The 25,669-nt window shown below is 30.8% G+C and carries 27 protein-coding genes and 1 riboswitch; of the genes, 13 read left to right on the forward strand and 14 right to left on the reverse strand.

Going from position 1 to position 25,669, the window contains the following annotated elements; genetic code table 11:
• Nucleotides 1–120 precede the first annotated feature (120 nt).
• Together MBM09_RS13095 and MBM09_RS13100 are read left to right on the forward strand one after the other, a co-directional pair.
• Nucleotides 121–1,911 carry a DEAD/DEAH box helicase gene (locus MBM09_RS13095; RefSeq protein WP_238674169.1) on the forward strand — a complete coding sequence of 597 codons (1,791 nt, stop codon included), beginning with the start codon at nt 121–123 and terminating at the stop codon, nt 1,909–1,911.
• 93 nt (nt 1,912–2,004) lie between these two features.
• The gene (locus MBM09_RS13100) at nt 2,005–2,781 is read left to right on the forward strand and encodes a carboxypeptidase-like regulatory domain-containing protein (protein ID WP_238674170.1); all 777 of its coding nucleotides are present in this window, start codon (nt 2,005–2,007) and stop codon (nt 2,779–2,781) included.
• 27 nt (nt 2,782–2,808) lie between these two features.
• Here the strand turns inward: MBM09_RS13100 and MBM09_RS13105 are convergent, their stop codons facing one another.
• Nucleotides 2,809–3,477 carry an RNA methyltransferase gene (locus MBM09_RS13105; protein ID WP_238674171.1) on the reverse strand — a complete coding sequence of 223 codons (669 nt, stop codon included), beginning with the start codon at nt 3,475–3,477 and terminating at the stop codon, nt 2,809–2,811.
• A 37-nt stretch (nt 3,478–3,514) separates the two neighbouring features.
• Between MBM09_RS13105 and MBM09_RS13110 the strand changes: the two genes are divergently transcribed.
• Nucleotides 3,515–4,198, forward strand: coding sequence for an NAD-dependent deacylase (locus MBM09_RS13110; RefSeq protein ID WP_238674172.1), 684 nt, complete (start codon nt 3,515–3,517; stop codon nt 4,196–4,198).
• On the opposite strand, the gene MBM09_RS13115 is transcribed toward MBM09_RS13110, so the two are convergent.
• The 3 genes from MBM09_RS13115 to MBM09_RS13125 form a co-directional block, all read right to left on the reverse strand.
• Nucleotides 4,193–4,627, reverse strand: a complete 435-nt coding sequence (locus tag MBM09_RS13115) for a DUF2846 domain-containing protein (protein WP_238674173.1) — start codon at nt 4,625–4,627, stop codon at nt 4,193–4,195. The two genes, MBM09_RS13110 and MBM09_RS13115, sit on opposite strands and share 6 nt — an antisense overlap.
• A 66-nt stretch (nt 4,628–4,693) precedes the next feature.
• Nucleotides 4,694–5,929, reverse strand: coding sequence for a glycosyltransferase family 4 protein (locus MBM09_RS13120; RefSeq protein WP_238674174.1), 1,236 nt, complete (start codon nt 5,927–5,929; stop codon nt 4,694–4,696).
• Nucleotides 5,930–5,960: 31 nt separating this feature from the next.
• Nucleotides 5,961–6,434, reverse strand: coding sequence for a heme-binding domain-containing protein (locus tag MBM09_RS13125; protein ID WP_238674175.1), 474 nt, complete (start codon nt 6,432–6,434; stop codon nt 5,961–5,963).
• A gap of 42 nt (nt 6,435–6,476) precedes the next feature.
• Between MBM09_RS13125 and MBM09_RS13130 the strand changes: the two genes are divergently transcribed.
• The 3 genes from MBM09_RS13130 (at nt 6,477) to MBM09_RS13140 (ending at nt 8,673) form a co-directional block, all read left to right on the forward strand.
• Nucleotides 6,477–7,046: an adenylosuccinate lyase gene (locus MBM09_RS13130; RefSeq protein WP_238674176.1), complete on the forward strand. Its 570-nt coding sequence runs from the start codon at nt 6,477–6,479 to the stop codon at nt 7,044–7,046.
• 76 nt (nt 7,047–7,122) lie between these two features.
• Nucleotides 7,123–8,466 carry an adenylosuccinate lyase gene (purB, locus tag MBM09_RS13135; protein ID WP_238676344.1) on the forward strand — a complete coding sequence of 448 codons (1,344 nt, stop codon included), beginning with the start codon at nt 7,123–7,125 and terminating at the stop codon, nt 8,464–8,466.
• A gap of 9 nt (nt 8,467–8,475) precedes the next feature.
• Nucleotides 8,476–8,673, forward strand: coding sequence for a hypothetical protein (locus MBM09_RS13140; RefSeq protein WP_238674177.1), 198 nt, complete (start codon nt 8,476–8,478; stop codon nt 8,671–8,673).
• 123 nt (nt 8,674–8,796) lie between these two features.
• Here MBM09_RS13140 and MBM09_RS13145 read toward each other — a convergent pair whose 3' ends face one another.
• From MBM09_RS13145 to MBM09_RS13160, 4 genes are read right to left on the reverse strand one after another with little or no spacing between them, the layout of a single operon-like run.
• Entirely contained in the window at nt 8,797–9,339 is a 543-nt protein-coding gene (locus MBM09_RS13145; protein ID WP_238674178.1) for a DUF4252 domain-containing protein, read from the reverse strand.
• A 14-nt stretch (nt 9,340–9,353) separates the two neighbouring features.
• Nucleotides 9,354–9,914: a DUF4252 domain-containing protein gene (locus MBM09_RS13150; RefSeq protein ID WP_238674179.1), complete on the reverse strand. Its 561-nt coding sequence runs from the start codon at nt 9,912–9,914 to the stop codon at nt 9,354–9,356.
• Nucleotides 9,915–9,941: 27 nt separating this feature from the next.
• A complete protein-coding gene (locus tag MBM09_RS13155; RefSeq protein ID WP_238674180.1) occupies nt 9,942–10,433 on the reverse strand; it encodes a hypothetical protein in 492 nt (163 codons plus the stop codon).
• Nucleotides 10,420–10,929, reverse strand: a complete 510-nt coding sequence (locus MBM09_RS13160) for an RNA polymerase sigma factor (protein ID WP_238674181.1) — start codon at nt 10,927–10,929, stop codon at nt 10,420–10,422. The genes MBM09_RS13155 and MBM09_RS13160 overlap by 14 nt, the downstream gene beginning before the upstream one ends.
• Nucleotides 10,930–11,180: 251 nt before the next feature.
• Between MBM09_RS13160 and MBM09_RS13165 the strand changes: the two genes are divergently transcribed.
• Nucleotides 11,181–12,659 (forward strand): S41 family peptidase, encoded by a 1,479-nt coding sequence (locus MBM09_RS13165; RefSeq protein WP_238674182.1) that lies wholly within the window; start codon nt 11,181–11,183, stop codon nt 12,657–12,659.
• 56 nt (nt 12,660–12,715) lie between these two features.
• Here the strand turns inward: MBM09_RS13165 and MBM09_RS13170 are convergent, their stop codons facing one another.
• Nucleotides 12,716–14,587, reverse strand: coding sequence for a TonB-dependent siderophore receptor (locus MBM09_RS13170; protein WP_238674183.1), 1,872 nt, complete (start codon nt 14,585–14,587; stop codon nt 12,716–12,718).
• A 67-nt stretch (nt 14,588–14,654) separates the two neighbouring features.
• A riboswitch (cobalamin riboswitch) is annotated at nt 14,655–14,882 on the reverse strand.
• 300 nt (nt 14,883–15,182) lie between these two features.
• Here MBM09_RS13170 and MBM09_RS13175 point away from each other — a divergent pair.
• The 4 genes from MBM09_RS13175 (at nt 15,183) to MBM09_RS13190 (ending at nt 18,007) form a co-directional block, all read left to right on the forward strand.
• The gene (locus MBM09_RS13175) at nt 15,183–15,674 is read left to right on the forward strand and encodes a DUF6580 family putative transport protein (RefSeq protein ID WP_238674184.1); all 492 of its coding nucleotides are present in this window, start codon (nt 15,183–15,185) and stop codon (nt 15,672–15,674) included.
• 108 nt (nt 15,675–15,782) lie between these two features.
• Nucleotides 15,783–17,105 (forward strand): DNA recombination protein RmuC, encoded by a 1,323-nt coding sequence (rmuC, locus tag MBM09_RS13180; protein ID WP_238674185.1) that lies wholly within the window; start codon nt 15,783–15,785, stop codon nt 17,103–17,105.
• A gap of 5 nt (nt 17,106–17,110) precedes the next feature.
• Nucleotides 17,111–17,461 carry a 6-phosphogluconate dehydrogenase gene (locus MBM09_RS13185; protein ID WP_238674186.1) on the forward strand — a complete coding sequence of 117 codons (351 nt, stop codon included), beginning with the start codon at nt 17,111–17,113 and terminating at the stop codon, nt 17,459–17,461.
• A gap of 9 nt (nt 17,462–17,470) precedes the next feature.
• Nucleotides 17,471–18,007 (forward strand): acyl-CoA thioesterase, encoded by a 537-nt coding sequence (locus tag MBM09_RS13190; protein ID WP_238674187.1) that lies wholly within the window; start codon nt 17,471–17,473, stop codon nt 18,005–18,007.
• 28 nt (nt 18,008–18,035) lie between these two features.
• Here the strand turns inward: MBM09_RS13190 and carB are convergent, their stop codons facing one another.
• Both carB and rpmH read right to left on the reverse strand, forming a co-directional pair.
• Nucleotides 18,036–20,888, reverse strand: coding sequence for a carbamoyl-phosphate synthase large subunit (gene carB, locus MBM09_RS13195; RefSeq protein ID WP_238674188.1), 2,853 nt, complete (start codon nt 20,886–20,888; stop codon nt 18,036–18,038).
• Nucleotides 20,889–21,002: 114 nt separating this feature from the next.
• The gene (gene rpmH / locus MBM09_RS13200) at nt 21,003–21,164 is read right to left on the reverse strand and encodes a 50S ribosomal protein L34 (RefSeq protein WP_042244185.1); all 162 of its coding nucleotides are present in this window, start codon (nt 21,162–21,164) and stop codon (nt 21,003–21,005) included.
• Between the two features lie 296 nt (nt 21,165–21,460).
• Between rpmH and MBM09_RS13205 the strand changes: the two genes are divergently transcribed.
• On the forward strand, nt 21,461–22,036 hold the full coding sequence (locus MBM09_RS13205) for a DUF2892 domain-containing protein (protein ID WP_238674189.1): 576 nt from the start codon (nt 21,461–21,463) through the stop codon (nt 22,034–22,036).
• Between the two features lie 57 nt (nt 22,037–22,093).
• On the opposite strand, the gene cls is transcribed toward MBM09_RS13205, so the two are convergent.
• Genes cls through MBM09_RS13220 form a run of 3 tightly spaced genes read right to left on the reverse strand, consistent with a single transcriptional unit; the run spans nt 22,094 to nt 25,177 of the window.
• A complete protein-coding gene (gene cls, locus MBM09_RS13210; RefSeq protein WP_238674190.1) occupies nt 22,094–23,548 on the reverse strand; it encodes a cardiolipin synthase in 1,455 nt (484 codons plus the stop codon).
• 8 nt (nt 23,549–23,556) lie between these two features.
• Nucleotides 23,557–24,477, reverse strand: coding sequence for a lytic transglycosylase domain-containing protein (locus tag MBM09_RS13215; RefSeq protein ID WP_238674191.1), 921 nt, complete (start codon nt 24,475–24,477; stop codon nt 23,557–23,559).
• Nucleotides 24,478–24,511: 34 nt separating this feature from the next.
• Nucleotides 24,512–25,177, reverse strand: coding sequence for an alpha/beta hydrolase (locus MBM09_RS13220; RefSeq protein WP_238674192.1), 666 nt, complete (start codon nt 25,175–25,177; stop codon nt 24,512–24,514).
• A gap of 184 nt (nt 25,178–25,361) precedes the next feature.
• Between MBM09_RS13220 and MBM09_RS13225 the strand changes: the two genes are divergently transcribed.
• Entirely contained in the window at nt 25,362–25,658 is a 297-nt protein-coding gene (locus MBM09_RS13225; RefSeq protein ID WP_238674193.1) for an N-acetyltransferase, read from the forward strand.
• Nucleotides 25,659–25,669 lie beyond the last annotated feature (11 nt).

The raw sequence follows: 25,669 nt of genomic DNA on the forward strand, positions 1-25,669 counted from the left end.
AAATTTGAGTTTCACTAAATTCCTCAGAGTGAGGATGTGTTACTAGAAGTTTAGGTTTAAGTATGTCGATTCACTTCTTTATGTAACACTACATAACAAATCGCATACATAAACAAAAGAATGAGCACATTCCAAGAATTAGGTCTTAATGACGACCTATTACAAGCTATTACTGATTTAGGTTTTACAAAACCAAGTGAAGTACAAGAAAAAGCAATCCCAATTTTATTAAATTCTGAATCTGATTTAGTGGCATTAGCCCAAACCGGAACCGGAAAAACGGCCGCATTTGGTTTCCCGATGCTTCAAAAAATAGATGTAGATAGTAGAACCACTCAAGGTTTAATTTTATCGCCAACACGTGAACTTTGTTTACAAATTACCAACGAAATGAAACTTTACGGAAAGTACTGTAAAGGACTTAATGTAGTTGCAGTTTACGGTGGATCAAGCATTACAGATCAAGCACGTGAAATTAAGCGAGGAGCACAAATTATTGTAGCTACTCCGGGACGTATGAAAGATATGATTAGCAGACGTTTGGTTGATATATCGAAAATACAATACAGTGTTTTAGATGAAGCTGATGAAATGCTAAACATGGGCTTTAAAGAAGATATTACTGATATTATTTCTCATACACCAGAAGACAAAAATACATGGTTATTTTCGGCTACAATGCCTCGTGAAGTGGCAACTATTGCTAAAAAATTCATGCATAACCCACAAGAAATTACTGTTGGGAATAAAAATGAAAGTACAAGTAATGTATCTCACGAATACTATTTAGTGAATGCGAGAGATCGTTATCAAGCATTAAAACGTTTATCTGATGCTAATCCTGATATATTTTCGGTTATATTCTGTAGAACAAAACGTGATACTCAAAAAGTGGCCGAAAACTTAATTGAAGATGGTTATAGCGCTGGCGCTTTACACGGCGATTTAAGTCAGAACCAACGTGATTTGGTCATGAAATCGTTTAGAAACCAACAAATACAAATGCTTGTAGCTACCGATGTTGCTGCTCGTGGTATTGATGTTGATGATATTACACACGTTATAAATTACCAATTACCTGATGAAATTGAAACGTACACACACCGTTCTGGTCGTACAGGGCGTGCTGGTAAAACAGGTATTTCAATGGTTATTGTATCGAAAAGTGAAGTGCGTAAAATTAAAAGTATTGAGCGCATTATTAAAAAACAATTCGAGAAAAAAGATATTCCTGATGGATCAGAAATTTGTGAAGTGCAATTAATGTCGCTTGCAAATAAAATTCATAATACTGAAATTAATCATGAAATTGATAAACATTTAACTAGTATTAATGAATTATTTGAAGATACTGATAAAGACGAATTAATTAAAAAATTCTTCTCTGTTGAGTTTACACGTTTTTATAATTATTACCAAAAATCTAAAAACTTAAATGTTGCTGAAGGCTCTTTTGATAGAGATGGTGGTCGTGATTATAAAGGTGGGAAAAACGATTCTACACGTTACTTTATAAATGTTGGTGGTAAAGATGGTTTTGACTGGATGAAGCTAAAAGACTTCTTAAAAGAACAGTTAGGCTTAGGTAGAGATGATGTTTTTAAAGTAGAAACAAAAGATAGTTTCTCGTTTTTTAATACTGAAAATGAATTAAAAGAGAAAGTATTAGCTCATTTTACCGACTTTAAGCATGAAGGACGTTTTGTAAATGTTGAAGTGTCTGAAAATCGTGGTGGTGGAAGACGCAACGACAGACGTGGTGGCGGAAAACGTAGTGGCGGAAGAAGAGATGACAGAAAAGATGGTTCTGGAAACAGAAGTGATAGACGCCGTAGTGAAGGAAAATCTAAACCAAGACGCTCAAATTCTGGTGATTTTGCAGCTTCAAGACCAAGACGTTCTAGAAGATAACATTAAACTTATTTGTTAATTTTAAGTCAAAATAAAAAACAGAATTGCAATACTAAATTTTTGTTTAGTACTTTTATGACTAAATTAGCGTTGATGAAGAACTACCTACTACTTTTAATTTTCACATTAGTTTCTGCTATTGCTATAGCTCAAGAAGCCGATAAGGTATTAGGTGTTGTAATAAATGCGTCTGATGATACACCTCTAGAAAGTGTAAACATTGTTAACCTTAATCAGGTTATTGGTACAACTACAAACAGTAAAGGTGAGTTTGCAATTTCAGCTCAAGTTAACGATACGCTTCATTTCTCATATTTGGGTTTTAAATCCATAAAAGTTAGAGTAACTAACGATTGGTTAAAATTTGGAAGTTCTAATATTGTATTAACTGAATTAGCTTTAGCTTTAGAGGAAGTGGTTGTAAACCAGTTAAAACTAACAGGCTATTTAGAAGTTGATATTAAACAAGTACCTACAATAAACGATAATTACAGATATAGTATTTCTGGGTTACCAAGTGCTGGTTACGAAGCCAGTAAAAAATCTGGTTTAACTAAAGTTATTGGTTCTATTTTTAATCCTGCCGATTTTTTACATCGTATGTTTGGCAAAAAACCAAATGAACTACGAAAGTTAAAAAAGATGAAAGAAGATGATGAAATTAGAAACCTTCTCGCCTCTCGATTTGATAGAGAAATGCTAACCGTTTTACTTCAGGTAGATCGTGTAGATTTAGATGAAATTGTTAGCCAATGTAATTATTCTAAAGGATTTATTCAGTCTGCTAATGATTTACAAATACTTGATGCCATTAGTGAGTGTTATGAAGAATACAAGTTATTAAGTAGAGGCAGAAGTAGGAAAATTTAAAATAAATGATAAACTAAAAAAAGAGGTTCAACCCTCTTTTTTTAGTTTATTATAGTAACGTTCTATGATTTCATCATAACTCTTAATTGTTTTTTTACACCAGTCAAAACGCTTTTCATTTATTTCATTTTCGGTTAATTGCCAATTAATATCCGTTTGTTTCAATTTAGTAGTAACATGCTGTAAAATAATAGCTGCAGAAACAGAAATGTTTAAACTTTCTGTAAAGCCAACCATTGGTATTTTTAAATAACAATCAGCCATATCTAAAACCTCTTGAGATAATCCCTCGGTTTCTCTTCCAAAGAAAAAACATGACTTTTTAGAAACATCAAAATTATGTAATTCACAATCATTTGTATGTGGCGTTGTAGCCACTATTTGGTAATCTTTTTGTTTTAGATTATCAATACAATCCTGCACGGTATTATATCTATTTAAATCCACCCATTTTTGTGCTCCCATAGAAATTTCTCTATCTATACGCTTTGTATTTCGTTCTTCAATAATATTTACTTCTTGAATTCCAAAAACATCGCAACTCCTTATAACTGCACTGGTATTATGCAACTGATAAACATCCTCTGTAGCAACTGTGAAATGCTTGGTTCGTTGCGATAAAACAGCATCGAATCGATTTCGTCTATTATCAGTTAGGTAAGTTTCTAAGTGTTCTAAAAGTTTTAAATCTATCATATCTTCAAATATAAATTTAAAATACTAAATTAGTGTTATGAAACACATTGTTGTACTCACTGGTGCTGGAATTAGTGCTGAAAGCGGTATAAAAACCTTTAGAGATGCTGATGGTTTATGGGAAGGACATGATGTTATGGAAGTGGCTTCTCCACAAGGTTTTGCTAGGAATCCAGAATTAGTTTTAGATTTTTATAACCAACGTCGAAGGCAGCTTTTAACTGTTGGACCAAACCAAGCACATTTTGATTTAGCTAAGCTTGAAAATAACCATAAAACTACAATAATTACACAAAATATAGATGACTTACATGAACGTGCTGGCAGTAAAAATGTTATTCATTTACATGGCGAATTGCTTAAGGCAAGAAGCACTTTTGACGAAACAGACATATGTGATTGGAAAACCGATTTGGTTTTAGGTAATGTGTGTAAAAAAGGACACCAACTGAGACCACATATAGTCTGGTTTGGTGAAGATGTACCTATGATTAATAAAGCCATTTCTATTTGCGAAACCGCTAATATTTTAATAATTATTGGCACATCTATGCAGGTATATCCTGCCGCAAGTTTAATGCACTATGTGCCACAAAATACACCTACTTATTTTATTGACCCTAAGCCAAATATTTACAGTAATAAAAACCTAACTGTTTTCGCAGAAAAAGCTACTATTGGAGTTAAAAAACTTTTAAGTTTATTAAACAAAAGTTTATAAACACTTATTATCTTCTTTTAATTTTTCCATTTTAGATTTTGCAGTATTCTCTGTTACTTCTTCACAATAAACATTATTAATCAACACTCCAGTTTCAAAAACTAACTGAACATAAGTAATGTTACCTGGTTGCACCTCAACTTCAAATTTTTCTGCTTTTTCTTTTGATTTTTTTCCGCCAAATTGAACAGAACAAAAATGTGATCCTGCTGGTACTTCATGAAAAGAGTATCTTTTGTTATTCAACTTGCAAACAAACTCATCATCAATAAACGTTTTAAAGGCAGTTGCTGAACCTGCAAATCCAGTAGAACGAATAAAACATATTGTACCTGTTTGTGTTTCCATTTCTTCAACTGAATCTTGTGCTGATAAATTGAAAGAAAATATAAAAAATGCGATTAATAATAGATAAGAAATTCTTTTCATTTTTTTGTTTTTAAGATTAAATAGCTGAGCTAATATAAACTCTTGTTGATAATAAATCAAAATAAATTATTTGCCATTTTTCTCCTCTATCCATTTACTCATATACTTGCTACTTTGTAAAGTATGATGTTGTAGCATTTGTCCTGTGAAATTGTTCAATCTATAGTTATGTAGTTGTGAAGTTGCCTCTTCAATGATTTGCAATAATTTTTCTTGATACTCAGCTTCATTAAAGCGCTTATTTATAATTTCAAAACCATGTTTTTGTTTTTCTGTCCATAGCGTTTCATTAGTATATAATTGAACTGCTTTATCAGCGAATACTTGTGCATTATTCTCAACAAAACCATTAGGCTTCAAGTTACCGAACATACCTTCAGAAGCTACAGAAGACATCACGCAAGGCGTTCCGTTCTGCATAGCATCAATTAATTTGCCTTTTAAACCTGCTCCAAAACGAAGTGGAGCTAAACACACCTTAGATTGTTGCATGACTTGGTTAACATCTTCTGCAAATCCTTTAATTAAAAACCCATCCTTTTTATTCTGCAATTGATTTACTTTTTGAGAAACATAAGATCCATAAATATGTATTTCTGCTTCAGGTAATTGTTTTCTAATTAATGGCCAAACGGTTTCTTTTAAATATAAAACTGAATTATAATTGGGTTCATGTAAAAAATTACCAATGGTTATAAAATGTTGTCTTTTATTAAATTCCGGATAATCTTTGATAAGGTCTTCTTCAACTTCATCTAACATGAAAGGTAAATACAACAATAACGATTTATCAACTTTAAAATCATTGTAAAGAATCTCCATTTCAGCTTCCGAGATAATTAAACTTAAATCGCTTCTATAAATACTAGCAATTTCACGTTTTGCTGTATCATTAAATAAATATGAGTTGTCAAATGGTTTGCTATCCTTAAATGCTTGGTGTCTGCCTTTTCTTAAACAGTGCAAATCCTCAGTGTCTAAAATTCGTAATGCATTTGGGCAATGTTCAGTAACACGCCAACCAAATTGTTCTTCCATCATAAAACGGTCGAACATAACCACATCTGGATTTAATTCCTTTATAAAAGTATCAAAACTAGAGTTGTTTAATTCAATTGTAATTTGTGAAACATCTATAGTTTCAAGATTAAAGGCATTTTCATTTTTAGCACATGGGCTCGAAAACGTTATGGAGTAATCAGCTTTTTTAAAAGTTTCAATCAATTGCATCATTCTACTACCAGCTGCAGAACTTTTAGGCTCTGGCCATACGAAACCAATAATCAATAAATGCTTTTGCATTAATTTTTATATTTCAAAAAAATAGAGATTCTTATTCCGGTTTAGGTACTAGTGAATATTTAAGTCGTACTTGTTTTGCCCAATTTATTACAGATTCAATTTGTGCATCGGTAAGTTTTGCTTCAGAATGTGTCCATGTATAAGACTTTAAAGGCATTTCCTTTTCTTCAACCATTTCTATAAGTTCTTCAAACTTATGGTCTTTTCGTTTTACAGAATTCCCTTCCCAATTCGATACATTAAAGTGTTTTTTTCCATCTTTTACATGAGCTGCAAGCCAGTAATTTACTGGTGTTATATTGTTGTACCAAGGGTATCTTGTATAATCGCTATGGCAATCGTAACAAGTTTCTTTAAGAATAAGCTTTACATCTTCTGGTGGATTAGTTTCTGTTAAAAATGGTTCGATTGAACTTAAATCACCTTTATTCTTTTCTGGTCCGAAAAACTGAGCTATTACAAATAACAATAATAACACCAGTAATATTTTTTTTATTAGTCGCATTTTAAATAATTTTAGAAATCTAAAAATAGATAAAATTACTTTATGACTTTAGAAGAATTCTATAAAGATTTGAGTTATGTAAATGCAACACGGGAAAACCGATTAAAATATGCAAATATGGTTTTAAACGATATGAGTTTATTTCCAAAATTGGTTGAGATTTTATTTATGGTAGATGATAAAGTATCATGTCGTGCAGCTTGGGTTTTAGAATTTGTATGCAACGAATATATTTATGCCATAGTCCCGCATTTAGAACAGTTTACAAAAAACCTTAATAGAATACATTTAGATTCTGCTGTAAGACCTGTGGCGAAAGTTTGTGGGTTTATTGCAGAAGCTTACTACTCTAAAAGCCCAAATACTATAAAAAAACTATTATCAAATCAACAACAACTAAAAATTATTGAAGCTTGTTTTGATTGGATGATTAGCGACCAAAAAGTGGCAGTTAAAGCCTATTCTATGTCCACTCTTTTTTTATTTGGAAAAGACCACAATTGGATTCACCCAGAATTATCTCAAATTTTAGAACAAGATTACGCTTCTCATAGCGCCGCTTTTAAAGCCAGAGCAAAACATATTTTAAAGAAGATTAAGAAAAATAAATAACAAAAACTTCAACCAACTGACTTCTATCTTCCAGCTAAAAAAACTATCTTTGCAACTTCAAAAAACCACACCATATATGTCTTTATCAACATTAAATGCCATTTCTCCAATAGATGGGCGATATAGAAATAAAGTTAGCGAATTAGCACCTTATTTTTCTGAAGAAGCCTTAATAAAATATAGAGTTTTAGTTGAAATTGAATATTTTATTTCTCTTTGCGAAATACCACTACCTCAACTAAAAAATGTTGATAATACTATTTTTGATGATTTAAGAGCTATTTATAAAGATTTTTCTGAAAAAGATGCTTTGGCCATTAAAAAAATTGAAAGTGTTACAAATCACGATGTCAAAGCCGTTGAGTATTTTATAAAAGAAAAGTTTGATGCTTTAGGTTTATCTCAATACAAAGAATTTATTCACTTTGGGCTAACGTCACAAGATATTAACAACACAGCTATTCCTTTAAGTATTAAGGATGCTATGAATGATGTTTATGTACCTGAATATTTTACAATTCTTGAAAAACTAAAAGGCTTATCTAAAGACTGGGAAGCAATTTCTATGTTGGCAAGAACTCACGGACAACCAGCTTCCCCTACCCGTCTTGGTAAAGAAATAGAGGTTTTTGTGGTACGCTTAGAAGAACAATTTAATTTATTAAACGATATACCAAGTGCTGCCAAATTTGGTGGAGCAACAGGTAATTTTAATGCGCATCATGTGGCTTATCCAGATATAGACTGGAAGGCTTTTGGAGGCACTTTTGTTCAAGAAAAATTGGGGTTACAACATTCTTTCCCTACTACACAAATTGAACACTACGACCATATGGCAGCATTGTTTGATTGCCTTAAACGCATTAATACCATCATCATAGATTTAGATCGAGATATCTGGACTTATGTATCTATGGATTATTTTAAACAAAAAATTAAAAAAGGAGAAGTAGGTAGTTCTGCAATGCCACACAAAGTAAACCCTATAGATTTTGAAAATTCTGAAGGTAATTTAGGTATTGCAAATGCCATTTTTGAGCATCTATCTGCAAAACTTCCAGTTTCTAGATTACAGCGCGATTTAACCGACAGTACTGTTTTACGAAACGTAGGTGTACCTTTTGGACACACCTTAATAGGTTTTAAATCTACTTTAAAAGGTTTAAACAAGCTGTTATTGAATGAAAGCAAATTTGCTGAAGATTTAGAAAATAACTGGGCAGTAGTTGCAGAAGCGATTCAAACTATTTTGCGTCGCGAAGGTTACCCAAATCCTTACGAAGCTTTAAAAGGTTTAACACGAACCAACTCAAAAATAAATCAAGATTCTATCTCTAATTTTATCGATACTTTAGAGGTATCTAACACAATAAAAGAGGAATTAAAACGTATTACACCTAGTAATTATACAGGAATTTAAATTGTATTCATGTTAAGCGACAAACAATCTTTAATACTTACTGGTGTAATGGCAGCTGGTATTTTTGTTTTCGGAATACTAGATATTCTGGATAATTTTGTTGTTTTAACGATACTTACACTTATTTTTTTTGCAATAATAATCAACTTGTTTTATGTAACATCTAAACCAGAAAACGACTCAAAAAAACAAGACGACTCAAAATAAAAAAAGCTTCCAATTCTGGAAGCTTTTTTGTTTCCCGCTTTAGCGAGAATGACATTTTTAAAAGGAATCCTAGATGCAGTGCAGCTAGGAATTATTTTTTAATTAACTCATTATTATTATAAATTACTTAAAGAAATTCATAATATCTTGTACCTGAGACTCTTCTACATTTGCTTTTTGAAAGGCATCAATTAAAGTAATCATTTTTTCGGGGTTCATATCATTACCTAAAATTCTAACAATACCAAAACCCATCTCTTTAGCACTACCAAAAACAATCACTTCATCAGCTTCATCATCATCTCCTATATATTTTACAAGTATTTTATTGCCTTTATCGCTAAATTCCATAAGGTCGTTATACTTACTATCACTCAAAATAGTTTTAACTTTAGTTAATTCTGTTTGGTATGTTTCAGCATCTGTTGCATTTGCTTTATAACCCAAAAAATTTAATTTATTTACAGAGCTATAAGCTTCTTCTTGTTCTGGAGTAAAATTAGATTTATCAATTTCTATCATAGAAAGTGGAAAATCTTGTGATATGAAGTTCTTAGCCTCTTGGTGGTCTACGTAATAACGTTGAAGGCTTACACCATCACCACAGCTAATTAAAATAACTGTGGCAAATAAGGTGCAAATTATATTAGTGATTGTTCGTTGCATGATTGATGATTGGTTTATTTATTCTTTTCTAAATGTTGCCCTCCTGGAATATTCATTTTAGAAGTAAGTTTTGAAATTTCATTTAAATCGATATCTCCTGTAAGCGAAACTACTACAGTTTCAATTTTACGTTGCTTACCGTTTATTTCAATTTTATCTTCCATTACCTTATCAATACCATTAACGAATATTAAAAGCTCTTTAACGTGGTCTGCATCCTTCCCTTCCTTTACATAAAAATTCACATTAGTACCATCATCTTTAACTTCCATTAATTCTTCTAAGGAAGATGAACGTCTTTTAACCCATTTTGAAATATCATCAGATATAGCTTTATTATCTGTAACTATGGTTTTAAAACTGGTAATGCTTTTAACCATATCCATATAGGCTTTAGCTTCAGCATCATCTGTATCAATTCCTATTTTTGCTATCATTTGAAACATTTTAGGTTTGATGTTTACATAAGTTACATCTGCATTATCGCTATATTTTTCAAAAACATCACTTTGTGCCATTCCTGTTAACGGTAATAATAGGATAGCCATTACGATTACTATAACTGATTTTTTCATTGTATTTAAAGTTTTCATTATTTTGATTTATTTGTTTGTTTTAAAAATTATACTTGTTGTGTTTTCAATTTCGTTAAGATACCCAAGTGTAGATGTACCTTTGTTTACTTCGTTTAAGTAACCTACTGTTGATGTGCCTTTATTGAAATGACTTGAAATCATTGCTAACGAATTTGAAAGCTCGTTAAGTGCTTCTTCGGGCTCACTATAAGTTCCATAAGCGTATTCTTGATATGAAGACACTATAGGTTTATTAAAATAAAACCCTAACATAAGAACTACTACTGCTGCGACAGAAATCCATTTGTAATTAAAAATTCGTTTAGTTTTTAATGGAACGTCTTTAGTAAATTGTTCTTGGCGGTTTCCCAAAAAATACGCAAACATGGGTTTATACATTTCTAAATTAGGTGCCACAGTGTCGCTAGTAAAATAGTTTTTCAACACTTGCTCTTCTTTAAGCGATGTTTCTCCGTTTTCGTACTTTTCAAGTAACTTTTCTATATTATTTAACACCATAATTATGTGTATTAGTCAATTTTTCTCTTATTGTTTTTCTTGCTCTCGATAAGTTTACACGTACTGCTGTATTATTCATATCCAACATTTTTGCAATCTCATCGAAATCATATTCTTCTATATCTCGAAGTTGAATGATTAGTTTTTGTTGCTCGGGTAAATCTTCAATAATTTTTGCTACCCAGTCTACACTATCATTTAATTCAACTTGCTTTTGTAATGAGGTTTGTTTATCCTCATAATTACTATGTACAATTTTTAAATTTTGAGCTTGTTTAGATTTTAATTTATCGAAACAAAAATTCTTTGTCATTGTCATAGAAAAAGCTTCAACGTTTTTATACTCTTGAATCTTCTTTTTATTATTCCATAATTTCAACAGAACTTCTTGCGTTGCATCTTCGGCCTCTTCTGTAGATACCAGCAATCGTTTTGCTAAACGAAATACTTTATCCTTAAAAGGCATTACAATATTTAAAAACTCCGTTTGAGTCATTTTGGTTCGGTTTGGTTTGGTTAAAACAACTTTATTAAGGCTATTTGATATTACGACGAACAACTACATGTTTTGTTACATCAAGAATTATTTTATTTTTTATTATACAATATTGTAAGTAAATTTAGGGTTTTATAGACTACTCATAACAAAACATATTGCATGAAATGAGCATAATTGAAAACCCTAATAATATTCTGGATACTCACTATGCAAATTACATCTGACAATTAAAAAATAAAAACCAACAGATGAAAAATTTAAAAACCCTAATTCTACTTTTCATTTCAATAACAACTTTAAGTTGTTTTGAAGACAATGATGACAACCTTATTACTGCTAGCGAAATAAATGATTTTGTATGGAAAGGGATGAATGTATTTTACCTTTATAAAGATGAAATACCAAATCTTGCTAATGATAGATTTTCTAGCAATACAGAATACGCCGATTATTTAAATAGTTTTGATGACCCTTTCGATTTATTTGAAAGTTTAATTTACGACAGACAGAATGTAGATAGATTTAGTTGGATTGTTGATGATTATATTGCATTAGAACAATTTTTTGATGGAATTTCGACAAGTAATGGTATGGAATTCCAAATTTTTAGATTTTCTACAACTGATACTAATCGTTATGGAATAGTAACACACGTTTTACCTAATACAGATGCAGAATTAAATGGTGTTAAACGTGGTGATATTTTTTATGGCATTGATGGAACAACACTTAACAGTAATAATGTTTCATCCTTATTAAATCAAAACAGTTACACTATTAATTTGGGTAGTTATGACGATAATGGCACACCTGAAACATCAGATGATTCAGTAACTCCTGGTTCTGAAAGTATTACTCTATCTAAATCAGCCTATACAGAAAACCCTATTTTGATAAATAGAGTTTTAGATATTGAGAGTAATAAAATTGCATATTTAATGTATAATGGTTTTACAGGAACAGATCAATTTAACAATGAACTTAATGATGTTTTTGGCACTTTTAAAAGTGCGAATGCTACTGAATTAGTTTTAGATTTACGCTACAATCCAGGGGGATCGGTATACACAGCTATTATATTATCTAGTTTAATTACTGGTCAGTTTACAGGTGATGTATTTAGTACAGAGCAGTGGAATACAGAATTTCAAGAAGCATATCAAAATGAAGATCCAGAGTTGTTAATTAATAGATTTATTAATAATAATGATGGAGCTGCATTAAATAGCTTAAATCTTTCAAAGGTTTATATATTAACCACTCGTAGCAGTGCCTCTGCTAGTGAGCTTGTAATAAATTCATTAAGGCCTTATATTGATGTTGTGCAAATAGGGACTACAACTTCTGGAAAATATCAAGCATCTACTACTTTATATGATTCATCAAATTTTAGAAGACAAGGCGCTAACCCTAGACACACTTATGCAATGCAACCTTTAATTTATAAATCTCTGAATGTAAATGGTATTACTGATTATTTTAATGGACTTACCCCTAATATTGTTTTAGGTGAGCAAATAAATAATTTAGGTGTTTTAGGTGATGAAAGCGAACCTTTATTAGCCGAAGCTATTGCCAATATTACAGGAACTGGTAAAGCTTCAAGAGGAAAAATAGACTACGTAGACATTACTAATGATAGTAACGATTTTATTCCATTTTCAAAAGGAATGTATGTTGACAAAGAACTTCCTGAAAATCTTATAAAAGACATTTTATTTAAATAATAAAAAAACCTACAAGCTTAATTCTTGTAGGTTTTTTTTATTTCAATAGTAATATACTACAAACTTAAATTCAAACCTAAACTTACATTTCTACCTTTTGTGGTATAACCTAAAATCTCGAAATAATCTTCATTAAATAGATTAGTTACACTGGCAAAAAGTTTGACTTTATTGTTCACCAATTTCTGACTGAAGTATAAATCAATCAGAGAAAAAGAATCTAATTCTACATTTTGAAATGTTGAAAAATCGGTATCTGTTCTACTTCCAACAAATTGATAATTTATTGAAGCAAAAGTGTTTTCGCAAAAATTATACCCCAAACTAGAATTTGCTTTGTGTTTTGGCACACGTAATCGCACACCATCTTTTAACTCTATAAACGTGTAATTGGCACTAACTGATAAATTCTTAATCAAATTAACTTCTGTTTCGAGTTCAAAACCTTGTACTGTCGCATCTGTTGTTGCATTTTCATAATTAGAAGTATAAACAATCGTATTTTCTTCCTTTCTGTTAAAATATAAACCGTTAACTCTAAACCCTTTTTTGGTATTAAATTCTAATCCGCCTTCAATAGTTACATTTTCTTCTGGCTCTAAATCTGGATTTGCTCCAAAAAAACCAAATAACTGCGATAAATTAGGCGCAATAAACGATGTAGCATACGACCCAAATGCTTTAACATAACCATCATTTACATTAAAATTATAAGAAGGATTTAAACTATAAACCAAATGCGAGCCATATTCACTATGGTTATTAAAGCGCGCTCCTACATTTAAATTTAGTCCATAGTCTGAAACATAAACCACATTTAAATACGGATCGGTATTAGTGAAACTTTCTTCATTTGAAAACACACTTTTGTAATCACCCAAATTAACACCAACAATGGTATAGAATTTATTGTTGAATACATATTTATTAAAAGCATCTACAACAATACTTTCGCCTTCATGCGTTGTTGAAAAATCTGAAATAGTTTCTCTGTTTATTTTAGTAAAAGCTGTATTAACCTGAATACTACCATTTGTGTAATTAAATTTTGGTGCTAATGCAAATCTTGTTTGTTCAGAAGTATATTTATCATTAGTATCTGCAAACGTATACGTTGGTGCAGGAAAACCATCAATATCTGTTTTAAACTTATCGTAACTCGCAAAGGCTGTAATATTAAAAGCGTCACTAATTTCATAACCTAATTTTAGGTTAGTATTGTATCGTGAAAACTTATCTTTTTCAGGATTATCTGATTTGGCAGCTGAAAGGCCATCAACAAACCTATTGCCAAAACTCGCTAAATAGGTAAACTTATTTGTGCTCCCATTAACAGAAACATTATTTGTAAAACTCGCACCGTTGTAGTTTAAATCATCTTGGGTTTGGTTGGTTCCAACAACCGTTAAAAAACTACCAGAAATGCTTTCTTTAGAAGCCTTTTTTGTTGTGATGTTTATTACAGCTGTTGCTGCTGCATTTCCATACAAGGTACTCGCTGCTCCTTTAATAATTTCAATAGATTCAACTGTGTTTAAATCTAATAAACGTAAATCAAATTCATTAGACACTAATGATGGGTCGTTTACCTGTACACCATCAATTATTATTAAAACTTGTCGTGTGTTACCACCTCTAATAAAATAACTTGGATTTTGCCCTTCCACACTTCGGCTTCCATTAATTTCAATACCGCTTTTGGTATTTATTAATTCTGAAATGGTTCTACCTTGGTTATTTGCAATTTCTTGCTTAGAAATTTTAATAACAGTTTTACCTGAATTTTCACGTTTTAATTTAAAACGAGAATCTGTTACAACAACCTCATCAAGTTGTTGCACTTTTGTTGAATCGATTTGCTGTTGTGCAAAACCAACCATTGATAACCCTAAACAAAGGGCACCAAAAACATGTTTTTTTTTGTTCATTTTTAATGAATAATTAATCGAGAATCGCATGGACTATCATACGCAAACTTTTATCCCGAAAGTTTAACTTAATTGTTTTGAAAATGGCAGGTCTCCTGACTTATTTAATGTTATTGAACCTTCCCAGTTTTACCCAGTGGTTTAAAAGAAAAATAACATCCTCTTAATGAGGTACCGAAACAAGTTCGGCATAAACTTACAGTTGCGGGAACAGTTCTGGACTTGATAAATATTAAATCTCACCAGATTCCCTTTTAATCAATTCAGTTAAAAAACCGAATCAAACCAAAATTCTATGTAAAAATAAACTGTTTTTAAAACGAAAACTAATGAAATTTACTTTTTCTTAGTCATTTTATAAAGTAAATAAATGAAGCCAATTAAAAAATGAAGAATTATAATTCCTGCTACTATATAAAGTGTTGTATTTGAAGCATCTCGCATAACTTAAACTTTCTTCAAATTTATATTATCTTTTTATGAAAAAAAGTTACAAATGTTACACTTTTAGTTTTCTGTTAAAATTTCAAACCACAATTTAGTTTTTTAATAACTCAATAAGTATTATTTTTGATGTATTAAATAAAACTCAATCATGAATTCTTTAAGCAAAAAACAAATTGTTATTATTTTATTTATAGCAATTGCAGCCATATTTCGTTTGTTACCACATTTACCGAATGTAACTCCTGTTACTGCAATGGCGTTATTTTCGGGAGTTTATTTTACAGATAAAAAATTCGCGTTTATAATTCCTATATTCGCTATGTTGATATCAGATATATTTTTAGGATTTTCAACCATATCTATCTTTGTTTATTTAGCATTTATATTAGTTGGTTTTATTGGTATTAAGTCTAAAAAAATGAGCATAACTACCGTTTTAATATCAAGCATTAGCTTTTTTATTATTACAAATTTTGGAGTTTGGTTATTAGCTTACCCTAAAACAGTAAACGGCTTACTAGAATGTTATACGCTTGCTATTCCTTTTTTTAGAAACTCTTTAATAGGCGATTTTTTCTTTGCAGCGGTAATGTATTTTAGCTTTAATTTTGTTTCTAAAAAGTATTTAAAAACAGCATAATATTTAAAACATAATAATTGTTAAAAAAAACGCTTAAATGGCGTTTTTTTTATAGGCATTAAAACTGTAAGTTTATAGTTAGTAAAATTTTATCACACGTATTTATAAATGAATGATAATTTAATTCTTATAATATCTATTCTTGTTTCTGCTGCTATTGGTGGCTATTTAGGTATGCTTTTTACAAAACTAAAAAGTAAAAGCGAAAAAAGCACCCTTGAAGAACGCCAAAACCAGATGGGTTTAACCATTGATGAACTGAAACAAACTTTAACCAAAATTGAGCTTGAACGCGAAGACATTAGAAGAGAAAAAGAACTTTTAAATTCTGAATTAACTAGAAAAAATACTGAATACGAAAACTTACAACAGTTAAACTTAAAACGTGATAAAGAACTTGAAGAACGCCAAGAGCAATTACGTAAGGATTTTGAGCTTTTAGCTAATAAAATTTTAGAAGAGAAGTCGACAAAATTCACAGAACAGAATAAAGAAAACATAAAAAACATACTCAATCCACTACAAGAAAAGATAAAAACCTTTGAAGAAAAAGTTGATTTAACACAAAAGGAAAGCATCAGTATGCATTCGGCTTTAAAAGAGCAATTGTTAGGTTTAAAAGACCTTAACCAGCAAATGACAAAAGAAGCTACCAACCTAACCCGTGCTTTAAAGGGTGATAGTAAAATGCAAGGTAATTGGGGCGAATTGGTTTTAGAGCGCGTGTTAGAAAAGTCTGGATTAGAAAAAGACCGCGAATATTTTGTACAACAAAGTTTTACCAGAGAAGATGGCTCTCGTGTGTTACCCGATGTGGTTTTGCATCTTCCCGATGGTAAAAAAATGATTATTGACAGTAAGGTATCTTTAACAGATTATGAGCGTTTGGTTAATGCCGAAGATGATGATAAACCTCAATTTTTAAAAGCGCATGTTAATTCCATAAGAAAACATGTTGACCAACTTTCAGAAAAAAATTATCAGGATTTATATGATATTGAATCACCCGATTTTGTGCTCATGTTCATTCCTATAGAACCTGCTTTTGCTGTGGTTGTTAATGAGGATAATTCTATTTATAATAAAGCCTTTGAGAAAAATATTGTTATTGTAACACCATCTACACTTTTAGCTACACTGCGTACTATAGATAGTATGTGGAACAATGAAAAGCAACAACAAAATGCCATAGAAATTGCAAGACAAGCTGGTGCTTTATACGATAAATTTGAAGGTTTAGTAAAAGATTTAACTGGTGTAGGCAAAAAAATAGATGCTGCAAAAACCGATTATTCTGCAGCAATGAATAAACTTGTAGAAGGTCGAGGAAACCTGATTACAAGTGTTGAAAAACTTAAAAAAATGGGAGCAAAAGCTAAAAAGGCACTACCTGAAGCTATTATTAAACGAGCCCAAGAAGACGATAATTAAATTTTATGAAAATACTTATTAAACTATTTATTGGTTTACTCCTTATTGTAGCAGGTTATTTCTGCTTTATCTACTTTGTAAATTACAGCGAAGGTGTTAGAGCTGGAAAGCTAGTTAAATTTAGTAATAAAGGCGTACTTTTTAAAACATGGGAAGGTGAAATAAGTCAAGGCGTTTCAGAATCTCAAATATTTGTTTTTTCTGTTGAAGATGATGAAAAAGAAGTCATTGAAGACCTTAACAGATTACAAGGTAAATTTGTGAAACTTCATTATTTTGAACGCTACAAAAAGATGTTCTGGTTAGGCGACACCAAATATTTTATTACAAAAGTTGAAGAAGAAAAAGACCAATAAATAAAATCTATGTTTAAAAACATTAAAGATTCCCACATTACCATTTCACAACTTATGTTACCATCGCACTCTAACTTTAGCGGAAAAATTCATGGTGGATACATTTTAAATTTAATGGATCAAATAGCATTTGCTTGTGCTTCAAAACACTCACAAAATTACTGTGTTACGGCATCTGTTAATAAAGTAGATTTTTTAAACCCTATTGATGTTGGAGAATTGGTAACACTAAAGGCTTCTGTAAATTACACTGGAAGAACATCAATGGTTGTTGGTGTTCGAGTAGAATCTGAAAATATTCAAACCGGAGAAAAAAAACACTGTAATTCATCATATTTTACCATGGTTGCAAAAGATGAACATGGTAAAAATGTTCCTGTTCCTGGTTTAATTTTAGACACAAAAGAAAGCGTGAGAAGATTTGCCAGAAGTATTGTAAGGCAAGAACAATCTAAAAAACGCTCAAACCGATTTAAAGCTTCTGAATTTAAAATTGAAGAACATTTAGAGGTCATGAAAACTCAAAATGCAAAACTAGAACTATAAAAAAAGCCGCTTTTAAAGCGGCTTTTTTTTATTTACTTAAGTACATTTTTCGTCTTGAATATAAATCGTAAAACTGATCGTCTTTTAAACTATCTATAAACAAAATACTTTCTCCCGTACTTTTCATTTCTGGCCCTAGTGTTTTATCTACATTAGGGAACTTGTTAAATGAAAATACTGGTTGTTTAATTGCGTAACCCTCTAATTGTGGATTAAACGTGAAGTCTTTCACCTTTTTCTCTCCTAACATAATTTTAGTAGCATAATTTACATAAGGCTCACCATAAGCTTTTGCAATAAATGGCACTGTTCTAGATGCTCTTGGGTTAGCTTCTATAATATAAACTGTATCGTCTTTTACCGCAAACTGTATGTTTATTAAACCAACTGTGTTAAGTGCTAATGCAATTTTCTTAGTATGGTCTTTTATTTGCTGCATTACAAATTCACCTAGATTAAAAGGTGGTAAAGTAGAGTTACTATCTCCAGAGTGAACTCCACAAGGTTCAATATGCTCCATTATACCTATTATATAAACATCTTCTCCGTCGCAAATAGCATCAGCTTCAGCTTCAATAGCGCCTTCTAAATAATGGTCTAATAGTAATTGGTTCCCTGGCATTGCACTTAATAATTCAACAACATGTTGTTCTAGTTCTTGTTTATTAATTACAATCTTCATGCCTTGTCCTCCAAGAACATAAGACGGACGTACTAATATTGGAAAATCTAAAACATCTGCAATAGCCGCAGCTTCATCAGCAGTTGTTGCAATATCGAATTCTGGATAAGGAATATTATTCTCTTTTAATAGATTTGAAAATAACCCTCTATCTTCTGCTAAATCTAACGATTTAAAGCTTGTTCCTATAATTTTAATACCGTATCTATCTAACTTTTCTGCAAGTTTAAGTGCCGTTTGTCCTCCTAATTGTACAATAACACCTTCTGGTTTTTCATGTTTGATAATATCGTAAATATGTTCCCAAAAAACAGGTTCGAAATATAATTTATCGGCTGTATCAAAATCTGTTGATACCGTTTCAGGGTTACAGTTTATCATGATGGTTTCGTATCCACATTCAGCAGCTGCTAAAACCCCATGTACACAACAATAATCAAACTCTATACCTTGACCGATTCTATTAGGTCCAGAACCTAAAACAACAATCTTTTTCTTCTCTGTAACTACACTTTCATTATGTGCAAAACGGTTTCCATCGGCAGTTTCCATATCACTTTCGAATGTTGAATAATAATATGGTGTTTTTGCTTCAAACTCTGCAGCACAAGTATCTACTAGCTTATAAACTCTGTTGATACCTAATGCTTCTCTTTTATTATAAACTTGACTTTCTAAACATTTAAGCATGTGAGCAATTTGTCTGTCTCCATAACCTTTTTGTTTAGCCTCAAGTAAAAGTTCTTTTTCAATAGAATCAATATTAAACGTAGAAATCTCTTTTTCTAAAAAATATAATTCTTCGTATTGCTTTAAGAACCACATATCTATTTTGGTAATTTCGTAAATTCTACTTAACGGAATTCCCATTTTAATAGCATCATAAATTATAAATACACGATCCCATGAAGCGTACGTAAGTTTCTCTATGATTTGCTCATAATTCTTATTTTCTTTACCATCAGCACCTAAACCATTTCGTTTAATTTCAAGAGATTGCGTGGCTTTATGTAAAGCTTCTTGAAACGAACGCCCAATACCCATTACTTCTCCTACGGCTTTCATTTGAAGACCTAAAGTACGGTCTGAACCTTCAAATTTATCGAAATTCCAACGTGGTATTTTTACAATAACATAATCTAATGTAGGCTCAAATAAAGCTGAAGTAGATTTTGTTATTTGATTATTTAATTCATCTAAATGATAACCTAAAGCTAATTTGGCAGCAATTTTTGCGATTGGATAACCGGTTGCTTTACTTGCTAAAGCTGATGAACGCGATACACGAGGATTAATTTCAATAGCAATAATATCTTCATTTTCATCTGGAGAAACTGCAAACTGTACGTTACAACCTCCTGCAAAATCGCCAATACTACGCATCATGTGTATTGCCATATCTCGCATACGTTGGTATGTTCTATCACTTAAAGTCATGGCTGGAGCTACGGTAATAGAGTCTCCAGTATGAATTCCCATAGGATCCATATTTTCAATAGAACAGATAATTACAACATTATCGTTAGAATCCCTAAGTAACTCAAGCTCAAACTCTTTCCAACCCAATAACGCTTTATCAATCATTACCTCATGGATTGGAGAAATTTCTAAACCATGACGTAATAGTTTATCAAAATCTTTTTCTTCATAAACAATTGCCGCACCTGCTCCACCTAAAGTAAAAGATGAACGTATACATAATGGAAAACCAAACTCTTGAGCAATTTCTTTTCCTTTAAGAAAAGACGTTGCTGTGGCTTGAGGCGCCATAGGAATACCTATTTTTTCCATCAAATCTCTGAATTGCTCTCTATCTTCAGTAATGTTTATAGCATCAATATCAACACCAATAATTTCTACATCAAAATCTTTCCAAATGCCTTTTTCATCAGCTTCGATACATAAATTTAAAGCGGTTTGCCCTCCCATAGTTGGTAAAACAGCATCAATTTGAGGGTGCTCTTTTAAAATTTTAATAATCGATTTTGTATTTAATGGTAATAAATACACATGATCTGCCATAGAAGGATCTGTCATGATTGTTGCTGGGTTAGAATTGATTAATATGGTTTCAATTCCATCTTCTGTTAGCGACCTTAAAGCTTGAGATCCAGAATAATCAAATTCACATGCTTGTCCAATAATAATTGGTCCTGATCCAATAATTAGTATCGATTTTAGTTTTTCGTTCTTCGGCATTTTTACTTTTATATTGTGGTTTTATTAAGATGTTTACAAAAATAGTAATCAGTAGATATAAAAAAAGGCGTTACACCTAAGTAACACCTTTAAAATATTAACAATTGTTAATCATTATTTTTTATGTCTAGTTTCAGATGACACAGATAATCTTTTTCTTCCTTTAGCTCTTCTACGTGCTAATACCTTTCTACCGTTAGCAGAAGCCATTCTTTCTCTAAAACCATGCTTGTTTCTTCTCTTTCTTTTAGAAGGCTGAAATGTTCTTTTACTCATTATCTTGTATCTTTAATTCTGAATTGAAATTTTTAACTCTGGGCTTTCTTCAAAAACCGAGGGCAAATATACAAAGCCTTTATTACTTTGCAAACCATTTTTTGAAAAATATTTTTTAATTTTTTATTTAAAACTAAAAGCCATGTTAAACCTTTATTTATTTGGGTTATCGTTATTTTTTATCAAATATCAATAAGTTGTTTTTCATAAAAATTTAGTTTCTTTGTAGTCTAAAATTGAACACAAAGATGCGTTTTTTTATCAAACTGCAACTTTTTTATTATTAATTGAGCACCATGTACAACAAAATTATAAAACTTATTATTGCAGCTGGTATTATCGCTTTTGCTGTTTATCAATTTACTGAAGGTTATATTGGTAATGGTATTATGTTAATACTTCTTTCTTTAATTTTTGTTTTTCTCTATTTTAAAAACGAATTTATTCTATTAGCTTTTTTAAGATTAAGAAAACAGGATTTTGAAGGCGCAAAAAAATGGCTTAATAAAATTAAAAATCCTGAATCTGCTTTAGTAACTAAACAACAAGGGTATTATAATTATTTACATGGTATTATGGTGTCTCAAAGCAATATGAATGAAGCTGAAAAATACTTTAAAAAAGCTATTTCTTTAGGTTTATCTATGAAACATGATTTAGCTATGGCAAAACTTAATTTGGCTGGTATTGCATTTTCTAAACGAAGAAAACAAGAAGCACAAAAACTACTTGCTGAAGCTACTAAATTAGATAAGCAAGGTATGTTGACAGACCAAATTAAAATGATGAAGCAAAACATGAAGCGTTCTGCTGGTCCAAATCAACATTACGGAACTGGCAGGTCTTTAAGAGCACAAAAAAGACGCGGTTAGAATAAAATCTATCGATATATAAAAAAGCCTCAAAGTTTTACTTTGAGGCTTTTTATTTTATATTAAAGGCGACCAAAGTCTACAATAGGATTCCTTTAATTTATCAAATTTAGAGCGTTTTAAATAGGTTACATAATCTACCTCATTACTTTCTTTTATATCATCTAAAAAATGTTGTTTTAGCAGTATACTATTCTCTTTGTCATAAATTAAAGAATTGATTTCAAAATTTATATTAAAACTCCTGTAATCCATATTTGATGTACCTACTGTAGAAAATATATCATCTACCACCATAGTTTTAGCATGTACAAATCCTTTACTGTATTTATAAACTTTAATATTGGCCCTTAGCAAACATTCTAAATAAGAGTTAGAAGCGTGTTTTACAACCCAAGAATCTGATTTTTCTGGAATCATTAACCTAACATCTACTCCACTTTTTGCAGCAATTTGCAATGCAGTAATTATTTCGTCATTAGGAACAAAATAAGGTGTTGTGATATAGACATAATCTGTAGCCGTAATAATAGCGGTTAATATAACTTCCATAATATTAGCCCAATCTGTATCTGGACCACTTGCAGCAATTTGTAAACCTATTTGTTTTTGTTTTTCTTCTACTTCTGGAAAATAAGATTTGTATATTTTTGGTTGTTCATCTGAAACAAAATCCCAGGTAGAAAAAAAATGGATTTGTATCGATTTAACTGCATCACCAGTAATTCTTAAATGTGTATCTCTCCAATATCTTGTATCATTTTCATTAAGATATTCATCTCCAACATTAATTCCACCAACATATCCAATTCTACCATCAATAACCGCTATTTTTCGATGATTTCTATAATTCATTTTCCCTGTAAATCTTGAAAATAAAACAGGCATAAACGGGTGATGCAACACACCAGAATTCGTTAATTTAGCTTTCATTCTACCAGAAATCTTACTACCTACATCATCATAACTCAATCTTACTTCTATACCTTCCTTAGCTTTTTCACATAATAAATTAAGAAGTTTTGTGCCTATGGTGTCATCTTTTACTATGTAATATTCTAAATGCACATGATGTTTAGCAGATTCTATATCTTCAATTAGACGTTTAAATTTAACATCTCCATTTTTCAAGATATCAATTTTATTATTTAAAGTAAGAGGCTCATTTTCATTACTATGCATCAATTTAACTAACCTAACTTTCTCGTCTAAATAATCATTAACCCGTTCTAGCTCTTTTTTGTTAAGCTCTAACTCTTTATTAATAGCTTTTACTACATTTTTATTTAGAATATGCTTCCTTGTGAAGATTTTATTTTTTCGATACTCCTGACCAAATAAATAATAAACAAGAACACCCAAAAAAGGAAAGAACACCAAAACTATTATATATGATAATGTTTTGGTGGGATTTATATTTTTAAGAAGAATAGTTATTACAGCTGAAACTGCAATTATATAATTTAAAATTATAAGTATACTCCAGAGGTTATTCTTTACATATTCCAGCATATCAATAGTTATTGATAATAGCCTTCTTTAGGGATTTCAATTAAATATGATTTTCTGGATTTGTTATTTAAATGGGGCTCGCGCAACCACGGGTTATGAAGTTTTAAAATCTTGTAATTGATGTTAAAATTTTGTGCAAACTTTGAAAAATCAGTCACTGCAGTATCTACTTCAATTTTATAGGTTGGAATATTTTGATACAAATCTTTTTCTCTAAAGTTAAAACCATATTTGGCTGGATGTGATAAAATTTCTTTTAGCGCAACAATTCTAAACAAATAACGTCCGGTTTCTTCGCCTAATAACAAATCATAATAATCAGATACATTTTGCTCTTTCAAACGTCTAGAAACACCAGCGTTACCAGCATTATAAGCAGCAGCTGCAAGTGTCCATGAACCCAATTCTTCTTTAGATTTTAATAAATATTTACAAGCGACTTCTGTAGCTTTTTCTAGGTTATAACGCTCATCAACATTTTTATTAACCTCTAAACCGTTTTCTCTTCCTGTTGCTGGCATAATTTGCCATACACCTCTAGCTCCAGCTGGAGATACAGCATTTGTTAAACCACTTTCTATAACTGCTAAGTATTTAAAATCGTCTGGAATACCATGTTTAGCCAAAATAGGCTCAATTATGGGAAAATATTTCTTAGCACGCTTAAACATTAACAACCCATTAGATTGCCAATAGGTATTAACTAGTAGCTCTCTATCCATGCGTTCAAGAATATCTGGGTTTTTAAGCGGCATAGATTCGCCAGCAAAATCTAAATTTTCAGGTACTTGTAAGGCATAAACATTATAATCGTTTATAAGTTTAGTTTCAAAATTTTCGTCTGTTGGAGCGTCTTGTAAGGCATAAATAAATAGGGCACACAAACTTAACAATCCAACAAAAGCTAAAGCTTTTTGTATTAATTTCATTTTTGTAAAGTTTTACTAAAAATAGAAAAATAATTCAATTATTGAGAATAATCTCGGGTAAATGTTCATTAAACCACTTGTATTTGTTAATAATCATGATATGTGTTCCGTTTTTAACTGTTATACAGTTCGTTATATTTTTAATAGGGAAAACAGAATCATTATCTCCATGGATATGAATAGTATTCGGGTTGCATGTTTTTTGATTCCAACAAACCATATTTTCTATAGCCCAATTTAAATATTTACTGTCATTAACAGATAGATACTTTTTATATAACTCTATACGCTTGGTTACATTATTTCCAAAGGCATATTTAGAAATAATATCTATGTTACTGGCAAGTTGTGTAGGCAATAATTTGTATGCTTTAGTTGTTTTTGCTAATAACATTCTTTTTGGTAATTCTGTTACAGATTTTACACTAGACACAATTATTAGTTTTCTAACAGTTATGTGTTTACTTATTTCCTGCACTAAAACACCACCAAAAGATACTCCAAGCAATACAACATTATCATGTTTTATGTTTTTAGACAACCGTATAGCATAATCCCTTAAAGATTCATTTTCAATAGGAATCATCCATTCTAATAAATAAATTTTAAATTGATCTTCTGGTAGTTGAATATGCTCAAATATTTTTGGACTTGCCGCCATACCAGGCATCAAATAAACAGGTATTAATTCTCTACTCATTATTCACTAAATAAACTATATTCATTATTAAAAACAAAACAACTCTCTAATGGTTTATTTTAGAAGAGATTAACTTAGTTTTTAATCCTTTTTATCGTTTTTTTTTGTACTTTTGCAGTGCAAACTTATACAAAATAGTCTTCACTATTTTTAACATTCCGCTTAATTAAAAAATATTTATCCCATGATTGATGCAGCTGAACTTATTGACAACGATTTTTTACGACAATTTGAACTGAAAATTGATAACCATTTAGCAAAAATTGAATACTCCTTACAAGAACGAAAGATTTTTTTAACCAAATTGATTATTCCTGAAGAAATTAAAGACGAAAATTTCAAAAAAGATTTTTTAGCAATTGTTTTTGAACAAATAGAAGAACGTAACTTAAGTGTTGTACCAACGAGTCCTGAAATAGCAAAATTTGTAAGAAGTAATAGAAAATATAAGCGTATGCTTCCAGTAGGTGTAAGAATATAATTTTCTAATAC

Source organism: Flaviramulus sp. BrNp1-15 (assembly GCF_022259695.1).
Lineage (GTDB): Bacteria > Bacteroidota > Bacteroidia > Flavobacteriales > Flavobacteriaceae > BrNp1-15.